This is a genomic window from Duganella sp. GW821-FHT07F09 (assembly GCF_059418705.1).
Map to the genome: position 1 here is coordinate 76823 of NZ_JBWKQJ010000011.1, position 13515 is coordinate 90337.

13 protein-coding genes are annotated in these 13515 nt (G+C 65.7%); 8 read left to right on the forward strand and 5 right to left on the reverse strand.

The features are described 5' to 3' along the window. Positions 1-91 precede the first annotated feature (91 nt). Complete coding sequence (locus tag AC07P1_RS26010) at positions 92-307, forward strand: hypothetical protein (protein WP_315215577.1); 216 nt, start codon at positions 92-94, stop codon at positions 305-307. Between the two features lie 24 nt (positions 308-331). Here the strand turns inward: AC07P1_RS26010 and AC07P1_RS26015 are convergent, their stop codons facing one another. After that, positions 332-1138, reverse strand: a complete 807-nt coding sequence (locus tag AC07P1_RS26015) for a PhaM family polyhydroxyalkanoate granule multifunctional regulatory protein (RefSeq protein ID WP_494698555.1) — start codon at positions 1136-1138, stop codon at positions 332-334. Between the two features lie 130 nt (positions 1139-1268). Between AC07P1_RS26015 and AC07P1_RS26020 the strand changes: the two genes are divergently transcribed. From AC07P1_RS26020 to AC07P1_RS26040, 5 genes are all read left to right on the forward strand, one after another. Next, the gene (locus tag AC07P1_RS26020; protein WP_494698556.1) at positions 1269-2462 is read left to right on the forward strand and encodes a DUF3108 domain-containing protein; all 1194 of its coding nucleotides are present in this window, start codon (positions 1269-1271) and stop codon (positions 2460-2462) included. Between the two features lies 1 nt (position 2463). Further along, positions 2464-3237, forward strand: a complete 774-nt coding sequence (locus tag AC07P1_RS26025) for a DUF3108 domain-containing protein (RefSeq protein ID WP_494698557.1) — start codon at positions 2464-2466, stop codon at positions 3235-3237. A 206-nt stretch (positions 3238-3443) separates the two neighbouring features. Continuing rightward, the gene (locus AC07P1_RS26030) at positions 3444-4820 is read left to right on the forward strand and encodes a hypothetical protein (RefSeq protein ID WP_494698558.1); all 1377 of its coding nucleotides are present in this window, start codon (positions 3444-3446) and stop codon (positions 4818-4820) included. After that, entirely contained in the window at positions 4813-5646 is an 834-nt protein-coding gene (locus AC07P1_RS26035) for a hypothetical protein (protein WP_494698559.1), read from the forward strand. The genes AC07P1_RS26030 and AC07P1_RS26035 overlap by 8 nt, the downstream gene beginning before the upstream one ends. Before the next feature lie 3 nt (positions 5647-5649). Continuing rightward, positions 5650-8484 (forward strand): ATP-binding protein, encoded by a 2835-nt coding sequence (locus AC07P1_RS26040; protein ID WP_494698560.1) that lies wholly within the window; start codon positions 5650-5652, stop codon positions 8482-8484. On the opposite strand, the gene AC07P1_RS26045 is transcribed toward AC07P1_RS26040, so the two are convergent. The 4 genes from AC07P1_RS26045 to AC07P1_RS26060 all read right to left on the reverse strand — a co-directional run bounded on the left by AC07P1_RS26045 (position 8481) and on the right by AC07P1_RS26060 (position 10505). After that, entirely contained in the window at positions 8481-9014 is a 534-nt protein-coding gene (locus AC07P1_RS26045; protein WP_494698561.1) for a hypothetical protein, read from the reverse strand. The two genes, AC07P1_RS26040 and AC07P1_RS26045, sit on opposite strands and share 4 nt — an antisense overlap. Before the next feature lie 100 nt (positions 9015-9114). Next, positions 9115-9366, reverse strand: coding sequence for a helix-turn-helix domain-containing protein (locus tag AC07P1_RS26050; RefSeq protein ID WP_494698562.1), 252 nt, complete (start codon positions 9364-9366; stop codon positions 9115-9117). After that, positions 9366-9887, reverse strand: a complete 522-nt coding sequence (locus AC07P1_RS26055) for a DUF2975 domain-containing protein (RefSeq protein ID WP_494698563.1) — start codon at positions 9885-9887, stop codon at positions 9366-9368. Before AC07P1_RS26055 ends, AC07P1_RS26050 begins: the two co-directional genes overlap by 1 nt. An 84-nt stretch (positions 9888-9971) precedes the next feature. Further along, on the reverse strand, positions 9972-10505 hold the full coding sequence (locus AC07P1_RS26060) for a CcdC protein domain-containing protein (RefSeq protein WP_494698564.1): 534 nt from the start codon (positions 10503-10505) through the stop codon (positions 9972-9974). A 222-nt stretch (positions 10506-10727) separates the two neighbouring features. Here AC07P1_RS26060 and AC07P1_RS26065 point away from each other — a divergent pair, with 222 nt between their 5' ends. Beyond that, positions 10728-13187, forward strand: a complete 2460-nt coding sequence (locus AC07P1_RS26065) for an alpha/beta hydrolase family protein (protein ID WP_494698565.1) — start codon at positions 10728-10730, stop codon at positions 13185-13187. A gap of 50 nt (positions 13188-13237) precedes the next feature. Beyond that, the gene (locus AC07P1_RS26070) at positions 13238-13366 is read left to right on the forward strand and encodes a hypothetical protein (RefSeq protein WP_255372401.1); all 129 of its coding nucleotides are present in this window, start codon (positions 13238-13240) and stop codon (positions 13364-13366) included. Positions 13367-13515: the final 149 nt, after the last annotated feature.

A 13515-nucleotide genomic window follows, 5' to 3' on the forward strand; every position in this document is an offset into this window, starting at 1 on the left:
CGCAACACCCAACTTGTTTCCGGGTCACCTAATGATTACACTGAATCGCGGCGCAGCCCTGTCTGCGCCTTGAAATAAAGGGCAAAACCATATGCGTGATATCGCAAAAGAAGTGTATACGAAGATGAAAGTGGGCAGCGTGGCCTGGATACGGCCGGTCGCCGCCAAGGGAGATACCCTCGACAGTTTTCAGTCCGCCCACGACAGCGCGAAGCTGCTCGAGGAAGAGGGCTTGATCGATATCGAAAAAGTGCAGCGCCAGGAAGACGGCTTGATAGACGCCATCCGCATCCAGCGCCTGGCCTGAGGCCGGGCGCCGGCGGCGCGATGATTACGGCTTGTCGGAACCGGGCTTGCCGGCCTTCGCCGGCGCGGCTTTGGCCGGGGATTTTTTCGGCGCCGGCTTGACGGCGGAAGGGGCGGCGCTGGCGGTTTTCTCGTTGACCGGGCCGGCGCCGGCGTCCGCACCGGTGGCTTTGCCGGTGCCGCCGGCCGTGGCGGCGGTGGCGAATTTGACCGCCGTATCGGTGGCGCGCGCGGCGGCATCGGCCATCATCGACTCGGAAACCATCGCCGTCGATACCGCCTGCTTGAACTGATCCTGCAGCAGATTCCACCACACGGCCGGATTGGGCATTTGCGCGGCGGCGTCCGGGACCGGTTTGGGTTGCGGCGCGGCGTCTTCCGCCTTGGGCGCGGCTTGCTGCGCAGGTGCCGGCGCAGGTGCGGGGGCGGCCGATGGCGCCGGCGGCCATGACGGCGTGCTGGCGGGCGCCTTGTCGGCCTCGCGGGCGTGGTGGAAGAAGGCCGACGCGTACGGGTTGGCGTCGAAGATCGACTTGTCGTTGGCGCCCGTGTTGACGGCGGCGGCCAGGCTGGCGCCGACGGATTTGAGCGTGGCGATGGTCCCGCGCTGCACTTCGAGCGCCTGGATGCTACCGCGCAGCATGCTCATATTGAGGTTCAGCCAGGCCTCGACGGCCTTCAGGTCGTTGATCTTCTTATCCAGTTCATCGACCGACAGCGTCGGCGCCGTCAAACCGGGCACGCTCATGCTGCCCCACAGGTTTTTGACAAAATCTAAAGTATCCGTCATCACTCCGGCGCCCGGGATGTGCGGCATCTGCGTATTGGCCATAACTGTCTCCTGTGGTTTTAGCATTCAGCGTAGCAGATATCCGGGCCGCATTCAAAAAGATTTTGACAACATTTCCATCGGCGCGAGGCGGCGGACCGATGGCTTTGCCCGAACACGTTAAACTAGCGGCATGACGATTGTTTCCTACCTCTTTCAACGCCGACGCCTGCTGGTCGTATGCGTGGCCACCCTGGCGCTGCATTTGGCGGCGATCGACTGGGCGGGCAATCACCTAGGGTCCTCCACGCCGCGTACTTCGCCCCATCCACCGTCGGTGATGACGGCGCAATTGCGACTAACGCTGCCCAAGCGCGTCGAGAGCGCGCCGCTGGTCGACGTCAAGCCGTTGACGCCGCAGGACGCGCCGCGTCCGCGCGTCAAGCGCGCGCCGCCGCCCAGGGCGCTGCCGCCACCGCCGGAATCGGCGCCGGCCACCGACGCCCTGGTCGCCATCGCCGCCACCCCGGTGCTGGCCGGCGACGCTCCTTCGGCGGAGGGCGGCGGTGAGGGCGCGCCCGCCGGCGGCAAGGATGGGAAAGCCCAGGCCGGGGCAGGGCAGCCGCAAACGGGCACGCCGCCGGCGCCCGCCGAGGCGCCGACGCCGGCGCCGGCCGTGCCGGTCGAGGTGGCGCCGCAGGGCACGCGGCGTTACAAGGTGCATCTGCCGCCGTCGGCCAAGTTCGACATGGCGGTGGCGCGGGTGGACGCCGACGGCACCAAATGGACGGGCTCCGCGTCGATGACGTGGCATACTGACGGCAGCCGTTACGACGCCTCGCTCGAAGCCGGCGTCAGCCTGTTGGTGACGCGCGTCAACTTGTTGGTGCTGCGCAGCGAAGGCGTCATCGACGACTACGGCATCGCACCGGTCAGGGTCACCGAAAAGCGCACGCGCCGGGCGGAGACCGCGACCCACTTCAACCGCGACCAGGGCACGATCACGTTCTCGGCGTCGGAGCGCAGCTATCCGTTGCTGACCGGCGCGCAGGACAAGGCGACGGTGCCGTTCCAATTGGGCGGCATCGGCCGCGCCGACGTCAACCAGTTCGGCGGCGACATCGACCTGCAGGTCGGCGACGAGAAGGAGGCGACCATCTTCCGCTTCCAGCTGGTCGGCGAGGAAGAATTGAACACGAAGATGGGCAAGCTGGTCACCTGGCACCTGACGCGGCCGCCCAAGCCGGGCACGTATTCGTCGCGGCTGGACATATGGCTGGCGCCGGGCCTGAACTGGTACCCGGTCCAGATGCGCAACACTGAAGCGAGCGGCGCGCTGACCACGCAGACCGTCTCCAATATCACGATGACAGACTCCGGAAAATAACATGCAAAAATCCCCAACCATCCGCCTGCTGGGCGCCGCCGTGCTGCTGGCATTGTCCGCCGGCGCCATGACCGCCCGCGCGGCCGGCGACGCCCCCGGCGCCCATCCGAGCGCCAAGCGGGCGCACAGCGAACCGCCGTCGGCGGATCTGAACTACAACATCACGGCCAGGCAGCACGGGTTGACGATCAACGGCACGGCCACCGTGCAATGGCGCGCCGGCGACGGCAAGTACTCGTTGGCGGTGGAAAGCCGCGCCGCCATCTTCGGCAAGATCCTCGAAACGCGCAGCGAAGGGCTGATCGACGATTACGGCCTGGCGCCGGTGGCGTTCTTTGAAAAGCGCTTCCGCAAGGAGGCCAACACCACCAGCTTCAAGCGCGACACCAAGACCATCAGCTTCAGCGTCGGCGACGAGACGTACCCGATCAAGGGCGGCGAGCAGGATCGCGCCAGCATCCAGTGGCAGATCGCCTCGCAGGCGCGGGCCGCGCCGGACAAGTTCAAGCCGGGCAGCGAATGGGCCTACTTCGTCGCCGGCCGCCGCGACGCCGCGCAATGGAGCTTCAAGGTCGCCAACGTCGAGCCGGTGCAGACCGGCGGCGGCGAGGTCAGCGCCGTCCACCTGGTGCGCCAGCCGCTCGACGACGACAAGGGCTCGCAGGTCGACCTGTGGCTGGCGCCGTCGCTGGACTGGTATCCGGTGCGGGTGGTGTTCAAGGACGCCGACGGCGACTTCGTCGACCAGACGTTAGATAAAATTGCCAAGAAGTAAAATAACGTAGGGCGGATTAGCGCAGCGCAATCGGCCATGCATGCGCCGTTGGCGGCTCGTGCATGGCCGATTACGGCGTTCCGCCTAATCCGCCCTACGTTATGTATTCCCTCGCTTGCCCCCGCCCGCCTGCTATACTGACGCCCCCGCGATGATGATGCTTTGTTGCACGATTTGCAATCGCGTTGCGACCAGAATGGCAGAGAATGATTGAACCTATAATAAGTGAGTCCGCGTCCGATCCGACGCTGGACCAGCAAGACACGCAAAACAGCCTCCAGGCGCACTTCAAGCCGAACATCTCGGCCGACGAAATCGAGCAGGTCTACCACCTGAAACGCGCGCAGCCGCTGCTGCAGGTGTTCACGGCGCTGTTCCACGGCGGTTTCGACGGCGTGCTGGTGCGCCTGCTGGTGCTGCGCGAGCTGGCCTCCGACACCGCGTCGGCCAGCTTCAGCCGCGCCGACATCAACACCCGCCTGGCCTATCTGCTCCCCGAGAGCCTGGAGACGGTGCTGATGCGCCTGCGCACCAACCAGCTGCTGGCCTGGGACGCGCAGCACGCCGTCTACCGCGTCACGCCGATGGCGCGCAACGTGCTGTCGGCGATCGACGCGCTGCTAGCGATGGGCAAGGAGGAAGATCCGGCCGACATGGGCTATCTGCTGTCGCAGGTGGCCGGCGCCCAGGTGATGGGCGGCGTCACCGTCGACCAGCTGCAGCATTTGCTGGGCCGCCTGGTCGAACTGACCGAGGAATTCTCCGACGCCATCGCCTCCGGCTCCGAGTTCCGCCTGCGCGCCTCGCAGGCCAAGTGGCACATGGCTTGCGACTGGGTCGAGAAGGGCTCCGAGATCCTGCGCGCCATCCTGTCCGACGAAAACGCCGACAGCGCCACCCACCGCGCGGCACAGGCCATCGGCCGCGCGCAATCGGCGCTGCTCAACATGCAGGGCATGTTCTCGCGCGCCCTCAACCAGATCGAGCGCCAGCGCGTGCACCTGGGCCAGTCCGGCCTGTCGACCACCGACATCAAGCGCTGGCTGCTGCTGCACGAGGATTTGGCGTCGCTGGCCGAAGGCGCCATCGACCAGCCGGTGGTGCCGCTGTTTATCACGCCGGCCGAGATGATCGACGTCGCCGAGACCGAGCTGCTGGCCGACCGCGCCGTCAGCGCCGTCTCCGGCGGCCTGCCGTCCGGCGAGGACGCGCCGACCACCATCAGCGACGGCCCGGCGATGCAGCAGGAGCTCGACGAATGGCTCTCGCGCCTGTCGGACTTCGCCACCCTGGCCAAGTTGCCGGCCCCCGCCGCCGGCGAGCCCGCGCCGTCGATCCCGGTGCAGGATTCGCTGCTGCCGGCGACCTTCGCCGTGGCCTCCTACCGCGCCTCGCTGCTGCCGCTGCTGGGCGACGCCGACGAGGCGCGCCTGCAGGGCGCCACCGGCGACCTGGCGCGCCTGCCGGTCACCTTCAACCCCTGCGACGAAATGGTGCAGCTGCCCGATTTGCACGTGGCGGCGATGTCCCTGGCCTCCCTCTCACTTTCTTTGAAACCGGAAGGCGACAAGTCCGATGAATGACGATTCCCAAATCCTGATCGCGCGCCTGCTGACGCATCAACACCTGCGCCGCGACGACAAACTGGTCAAGCGCGTGCTGTCGGACGAGTTGTTCCGCGCCGAAGTGGACGCGCGCCTGCTGGCCACCGGCCTCAAACTGCTCGACAACGTCTACGCCGACCACGTGACGCTGGCGCTGCACCGCGCCATCGAACCGAAGATCTTCGGCGCGCGCGACGTCTGGCAAAACAATAACTTCGGCCTGTCGCGCGACGGCGTGGCCTTGCTGGTGGTGCTGTGGGCGCAGATCATCCTGCCCAAGCGCGAACGCCAGGAGACCCACCAGCACGCGGACGATGAACAGAACGACATGTTCGGCATCGAGAAACCGCTGCCGCGCGCCGAGGACACCTCGATCGGCATCGCCTACAAGGCGCTGCTGGCCGACTTCGGCGACAAGTTGGGCAAGAAGACCCGCCTCGATATGAACCTCGGCATCCTGGCGAAACTCGGCTTCATCGAGCGGCGCGGCGACGTCATCGTCGAAGGCCCGCTGCTGGACCTGATGATGGACACCGACCAGCTGAAGGAGCGCATCATCAACGGCGCGCTGGCCGACGTTTTCAAACGCTCGCCGGCGCAGATCATTCCGGTGCCGCGCCGTACGCCGCCGATCGCCGCCAACGACGAGGAACCGGCGGTGGAGCAGGTGGCCGGCGACGCGGAAGCCGAAGAGGCTCAGGACGATTCAGTGCCGGTGTTCGACATCCCCGCCGACAGCACGCCCGACGCTTCGCCTTCCGACGCGCCGTCAGTCGACGACACCGACCTGCCCACCAAGGACTAAACCATGTTTCATATCAAATCGTTAGAACTGGTCCACTGGGATTACTGGCAGCGCATCAAGAACATCCCGCTGGACGCCAAGATCATCACCATCGCCGGCCAGAACGGCTCCGGCAAGACCACCTTGCTCGACGCGCTGCGCACCCTGTTCGGCCTCGATTGCTCGATGGGCCGCACCTACAAGCACTACGCGCGCCACAGCGGCCAGCAGACCGCCTGGCTGCGCGCCGTGGTCGACAACAAGAACGTCGGCAAGCAGCTGTCGAACCGTCCGTTCCGCAGCTCCGGCTTTTTCAGCGACGACGAGGTCACGCTGTTCTGCCAGATCCAGAAGAACGGCGGCGACTGGAAGCGCCAGTACCTTATGCGTCCCGGTAACGTGCAGATCGAGGACATCGGCGAGGCCGGCAACGACTGGCTCGGCGTCGAGAACTACCGTAAGCGCCTCGCCAACGCCGGCCTGTCGCCGGCGATGGCGAAAGTGCTGGCGCTCGAGCAGGGCGAGACCGACAAGCTGTGCGAATACGCGCCGCGCCAGTTGCTCGACCTGGTGTTCCAGGTCTTCGGCGACAAGGAGGTGCTGGACGCGTACGACGAGGCCAAGCGCCACCAGCGCGACACCGAGGTCGAACTGAAACGCTTCGAAACCGAACTGGAAGCTTCCAAGACCAACCTGGAAGGCCTGCGCCTGCGCGTGGCCAATTACCACCAGTGGGAAGACCTGAACAAGGAACGCCGCAACCTGCAGGAAGAAGTGCTGCCGACGCTGGAATACCACGAGGCGCGCGAGAAGCACGGCAACGTGAGCCGCCAGCTGCGCGAGGCGCGCAAGCCGCTGATGCAGGCCGACCAGCAGATCACCGACAAGCGCAACCAGCTCGCCGCGCAGGCCAAGGCCCTGACCGACGCGCAGCAGCACGAGACGGTGCTGGAGCAGGAATCGACGTCGCTGCAAACGCGCTTGACGCACATCAACGGCAAACTCAAGCCGCTCGACAGCCTGCTGGAACAGAAGGTGCGCCTGCAAAAGCTGGCCGCCGATTCCGGTGCGGACCTGGCCGAAGTGGCGCAGCAACTGCAGGAAAAGGAAATCGAGCTGGCGCGCCAGCGCAACGCGCGCGACGCCATCGCCTCGAAGATCGCCGGCGAACTGTCGACCATCTCGGCGTTGCAGGGCAAGACCGCGATGCCGGAACCGGAAGCCCAGCGCACCATGCGCCGCGCGCTGAACGACGCCGGCATCGGCCACGCCATGCTGTCCGATATCGTCGAAGTGACGGATGCGCGCTGGCAGGGCGCCATCGAGGGCGTCCTTGGCGGCTACGCCTCGGTGGTGCTGCTGGATAAATCCAGCGATGCCTCGGCGGCCTACCGCCTGGCGGAAAAAGAACGCTACCGCCACTTCATCGTGCCGGACCTGGTCAACGCGCCGACCGTCAAGGACGACAGCCTGATGTCGGTGGTGAAGTTCTCGGCCAAGGTTCCGGCCTGGCTGGTGGAGCAGCTGTCGCGCATCACGCGCGTGGACACCGTCGATGCCGGCGCCAAGTTGGGCAACCACGAAGAGTGGATCACGCCGGACGCCTACCACCGCGAACGTCGCGGCGGCCGCTCGCTGTTCGTGGAAGTGTCGCGCTACCGCTTCGGTTCCGCCGGCCGCACGCAGCGCATGGAAGCGATCCAGCGATCGCTGCCGGCGCTGGAGGCGCAGGAGGACGCGCTGACGTTGATCGTCTCGAAGCTGGCATCGGAGATCAGCGCGCTGAAAACCCGCCTGGCCGGTGTCGACGCCGCCAAGGAACTGGCCGCGCGCCAGGACGAATTCGACGAGGCGGCGCGCAACGCCGTGCCGTTGAAGGAAGAACGCACCGAAGTCGGCACCCGCCTGGGCGAGCTGCAAAACCTGATCAAGAACGCCGTCGTCACGCGCACGCGCGCCGACACGACGTGGCAGAACGCGCGCTTCGCCCTGTCGGAAGCGGAAGCCGGTATGCGCCTGAATAACAAGCGCCAGATCGAGCAGCGCGCCGATCACGCGCGCGCCTTGCTGGCGTTGCGCAAGGCGTGGCGCCATCTGCCGAAAAGCTGGCGCCGTCCGGAACGCCGCCTGCGCCTGGTCAAGGACCACCAGAACGCGCACCAGGTCAACCTGCGCATCCACAGCCTGGAGGCCAGCCTGGCGCGCAGCGACTGGGAACTCGATGCGACGGTCATCGACCAGTACCAGCGCCTGAACGACCAGCTCAGCGGCCGCCAGTCCGAGACCGAGGAGCGCCGCTACCAGAACAACCGCGCCATCGAAGCGACCGGCAACGCCCGTGGCGCCTACATGGAGCGGCTGCGCTACACCATCAAGACCTACTCCAAGAACATCAAGGAACTGGGCGAGCTGGCGGGCATCGAGGTGCACTCCGATCCGGTGCGCCTGGAGAACGACGACGTGCAGCTGGCGCAGGCCGGCCTGCACGTGCGCTTCAAGTTCGACGGCAAGGGCATCATCGGCATGAACGACGGCGAAGCGTCCGGCGGCCAGCAGGTGATGAAATCGCTGGTGCTGCTGATTGGTTTGCTGAAGTCGGAAGACGGTTCCGGCGGCTTCGTGTTCATCGACGAACCGTTCGCCCACCTGGATATCCGTAACATCCAGCTGGTCGGCGAGTTCCTGAAGAACACCGACGCCCAGTACCTGATGACGACCCCGCTGACGCACAACACGGACGTCTACGATCCTTCCGAACTGACGCTCATCACGAGCAAAAAGAAGAAGGATACCGAGTGGGCGCAGCCGATCTTCGTGCTGCAGCGCCGGACCGACGGCGCCGCCGCCAAAGTCGCTTAGGCGGGTGGCGCAATGCCCAACAGCTGATCGAGCTGGCGGGCGAGGGCGGCGGCGGTCTCGCTGCCGCGCGCCTTTTGCACCGCCTCGATATAGGGGTGGCGCAGTTCGCGCAGCTCGGCCACGCTGCTGGCTTTTTCCACCTTCAGCTGCAAGGTGAAGCCGCGCAGGCCGATCGTGTTCTTGATGGTCTTGTTGTAGAAATCATAAATCGACTGGAACTGCGCGATCTGCGCCGTTTGTGCCGACTGCTGCACCTGCGCTGCCGGCTCGGCCAATGACAATTCGGCCGGCGGGGGTTCTTCGGCCAGCGCCCCGTAGCTGGTCGCCAGCACGATGTGGCCATGCTCCAGCAATTCCGCCAGCGCGCTCGCGCCCAGGCCCAGCCCCGCCACGTTGCGCAGCAGTTCCTCCTCCGTGCGCCGGCCATCGATCAGGACCAGCAAGCTGCGCAGACGCGGCGCAAGCTGATACTTGCGCGTCGCGATCTCCTCCTTGCCCTTGGCGGTCTTGTCGTAGATGGACGTGTTCATAGTCGTGCGAAGTATTGCTGTGAGGATACTTCAGGATATCACCGTTTACCTCCCGTTCCGCTGCATAAGATAGCACTGTCGTTTAAAAGGCGTGGCATTTTTACACGCTTTCATCGCTTTCATCGCCGTCATCACCGGCCGCGCCGTCGTCCGGCGCCCACTCCAGGATGTCGCCGGGCTGGCATTCGAGCCGTTCGCAGATCTTTTCCAGCGTGGCGAAACGTATGCCCTTGACCTTGCCCGACTTGAGCAGCGACAGGTTCTGTTCCGTGATGCCGACATAGGCCGCCAGCTCGCGCGATTTGATCTTGCGCCGGGCCAGCATCAGGTCCAGATTGATCAGTATCGCCATCAGATGAAGCTTTCGTTTTCCTCCGCCAGCCGGCGGCCTTCCTGCATCAACCGCGTGATCAGGTAGAACAGCGCGCACACCAACATCATCATCAGTTGCTCGGAGTTGAATTTCATCACGATCTCGCACTGGCCGCCTTGCATCGCGCATAGGGCCAGCGCGCGGACCGGCAGCTCGAGGATGGACAGGCCGGTCGCCAGCAAGGTGGCGCCGGCGAACATGCGCAAGTGGCCGATCGACTCTGCGGTGAACAGGTCGAGCCGATGGAAATTGAGCAGCAAGCGGTCTAGGCGCCACAGCCCATAGGTGAGCACCAGCAGCGCGGGCAGCCCGACCGCCGCGGCGACCGCGCGCTGCGCCGGCGTCATCGCCAGCTTGGCGGCGCTACCGATACCGGTGTCCGTCAGCTGTACGGCGATCGCGCCGAGGGCCGATTCGAAATCCGTCCACGCCAGCACGAACATCACCGCTTGCGCGCCTATGCACGCCCACAGCAGCGCGCGGGCAAAACCTGTTTTCATCATCGCCTCCGTCAAAAATTATCGTTTTACAGCAAATAATTGCTGTTGCATAGTTAACTTTGACGCGATGAGGCAATTGCGTGCCTATTTGATATCGAAGATGTCGATCGGGCGTGGCAGCGGCTTCTGGCTTTTATGCCAACGCACCAGCAGCAGGCTGTAGGTGGCGTAGTAGCCGGCCAGAAGGCCGACCAGCACCGCCGTGACCGGGTTGCCCAGGAAGTCCGGGTCCAGCGGCAGGCCGTCGTGCATGTGCAGGTACGCTTCGAACAGGCGGTAGATCAGGCGGCTGATGAACAGCATCGTCACCAGCAGCGGGATGCGGCGGTCCGGCGTGTAGAAGAAGCCGTCCGGCTTGTTCTCCAGGCGCGTCAGGCGCAGGTTGCGGTAGCCCAGCAGGACGCCGACGATGGTGCCGGCGACCAGTGCGCCGAGGGCGATCCATTTGCCGATCAGCAGGCCCAACATTACCAGAAGCACCACGGACATCACGCTCGCCATCGCGTGATGGCGCCACAACTCGGACTTGGTGCGCACCATCATTTTTTTCAGGCGGGAGTAAATACGCCACACCGCCAGTGGTACCAGCAGTAGCAACGTCAGCGTCGTCATTTCCATAGTCTATCCAACCGCGTCATTCGAAGAACTGCGATTGTACGCGAGAGTGGGGCGCGGTCCCAGCGCAGCGCCGCACTTCAATCCCCTGTGCGGCGTTGCAGCATGACGTTACAGAATGTCACGACTGATTGTCTCCACAGCGCTGCGCGCATTGACATTCGCGTTGAGCATAAGCACACTGAACCGCAGCAGCCCCACTGATTCTGGACCGAAAGGACATCCATGAACAAACAGATTCCCATGCTGCCCCTGAATTTAGGTTTGATGGCCGCCTCGCCCCAGGCCGGCGCGCAGGAAGGCGGCTACCGTTTGCCGCCGGCCGCCCTGCAGGCCATCGTCGATGCGCCGCGCGCCCCGGCGCTCAGTCTCAGTCCCCAACGCGACCTGGCCGCCGTGGTCCAGACACCGCCCTTGCCGGGCATCGCCGAAGTGGCGCAGCCCGAGCTCAAACTGGCCGGCCTGCGCATCAATCCTCGCACCTGCTCCTCGTCGCGCTTCTCGTTCGGCACCGACCTGGCGCTGCTCGATATCGCCACGCAGAAGGAAACCCGCATACGCGGCCTGCCGCGCGGACTGCGCCTGTCGGACCTGGCCTGGTCGCCCGACCAGCGCTACCTGGCCTTCACGCACATGGCCTTCAAGGGCGAACGCGGCGCGGTCGAACTGTGGCTGGTCGATATCGCCGCCCGCAAGGCCGGCCGGCTGTCGGCGCAGCCGCTGTCGGCGGTGCTCACGCGCGGCTTCAACTGGCTGCCCGACAGCAGCGGCCTGCTGGTGCACTGGCGTCCGACCGGCATGGGCAAGGCGCCGCAATCGACCGGCATTCCGTCCGGTCCGATCCAGCAGGACAGCGAGGCCGATGGCGCCACGCGCCAGCTGCGCACCTATCAGGATTTGCTCAAGAACGAGGACGACGCGCGCCTGTTCGAGCACTATGTCACGGTGCAGATGGTGCTGCTCGACCTGCACGGCAAGGGACGCATGATCGGCGCGCCCGGCCAGTATTCGCGCACTTCGATCGCGCCGGGCGGAGAGTATCTGCTCACGCAGAGCATCACGCGGCCGTACTCGTACATCGTGCCGGCCAACAGTTTCGGCGAGCGTGTCGACGTGCGCAACCTCGAAGGCGAATTGCTGCACACGGTGGCGACCCTGCCGCTGGAGGAGGGCCTGCCGCCGGGGAACGACGCCGTGTCCGACGGCGTGCGCCACGTGTCGTGGCGGGCCGACGCGCCCGCGTCGCTGGTGTGGGCCGAGGCGCAGGACGGCGGCGATCCGGCGCGCGCGGTGGTCGACGGCATCCGCGACCTGGTGTACCTGCACGCGGCGCCGTTCGCCGAACCGCCCAAGGTGCTGGCGCGGCTGACGATGCGCTACGCCGGCATCGCCTGGGGCAGGGAGGATGTCGCGCTGATCAACGAGCGCTGGCACAAGACGCGCGACTACAAGCAGTGGATGATCGCGCCGGGCCATTTGTCGACGCCACCGGAGCTGATTTACGCCGGCTCGTACGAGGACCGCTACAGCAGTCCCGGCTCGCCGGTCATGCGCGCCGACGCCACCGGGTTTCCGCGTCTGCTGATCGGGCCGGGCACCACCATACTGCTCGACGGCGCCGGGGCCACGCCGGAAGGCGACCGGCCCTTCATCGACCGCCTAAGCCTGACGACCAAGCAGAAAACGCGGCTGTTCCAGAGCGAGGCGCCGTACTTCGAGAACGTGGCGGCGGTGCTCAACGACGACGGCACCTTGCTGCTGACGACGCGCGAGTCGCCCACCGAGCGGCCCAATTACTATCTGCGCGACCTGACCAAGCCGGGCGACCGGCAGCTGCGCGCGCTGACCGACTATCCACACCCGACGCCGCAGCTGAAGGATGTGCGCAAGGAGCAGATCCGCTATCCGCGCAACGACGGCGTCGAGCTGACGGCCACCCTGATGCTGCCGCCGGGTTATGAACGGGAGCGCGACGGCCCGCTGCCGCTGCTGATGTGGGCGTATCCGCAGGAGTTCAAGTCGGCCGGCGCGGCCAGCCAGACCACGGGTTCACCGTACCGTTTCAACTCGGTCAGTTACTGGGGGCCGGCGGCGTTCCTGGCGATGGGGTATGCGGTGCTGGACAATCCGTCGTTCCCGATCATCGGCAGCGGCGAGGAGGAGCCCAACGACACCTATCTGCCGCAGCTGGTGGCGGACGCGCAGGCGGCGGTGGACGAGGTGGTGCGGCGCGGCGTGGCCGACCGCCATCGCATCGCCATCGGCGGGCATTCGTATGGGGCTTTCATGACCGGTAACCTGCTGGCGCATACGCGCTTGTTCCGGGCCGGGATCGCGCGCAGCGGCGCCTACAACCGCACGTTGACGCCGTTCGGCTTCCAGTCCGAGGAGCGGCCGTTCTGGCAGGCGCCGGAGGTGTACCAGGCGATGTCGCCGTTTAATAACGCCGACAAGATCAAGGATGCGATGCTGTTGATCCACGGCGAGGAGGACAGCAATTCCGGCACCTTCCCGTTGCAGAGCGAGCGCATGTTCCAGGCCATCAAGGGCTTGGGCGGGACGGCGCGGCTGGTGATGCTGCCGAAGGAATCGCACGCCTACCGCGCGCGCGAATCGATCCTGCATATGCTGTATGAGACCAACGCCTGGCTGGACAAGTACGTGCGCCAGGCGAAACCGGTGTAGTCGGCGGGCGTCGTAGAATGGACGCCCGCCCTTTATCTGGAGTGAAGATCATGGAATTCGTCACCTCGCACCGCGCGCCCGATCCGTTGCCCGACGATGACACGGCGCCGCCGTCGCCACCCCATGTGCCGCAACCGGTGCCGCAGGACGATCCGGTGCCGGACCACAACCCCAGCTGAGGCCCGGGCATCATGTTTTATCGGAAATCACGGAGGGCGGATTAGCGCAGCGTAATCCGCCAATGCATGCGCCGTCGGCGGCTCACAAATGGCCGATTACGGCGTGCCGCCTAATCCGCCCTACGTGGATCCACGTGATTCAAGCTCCT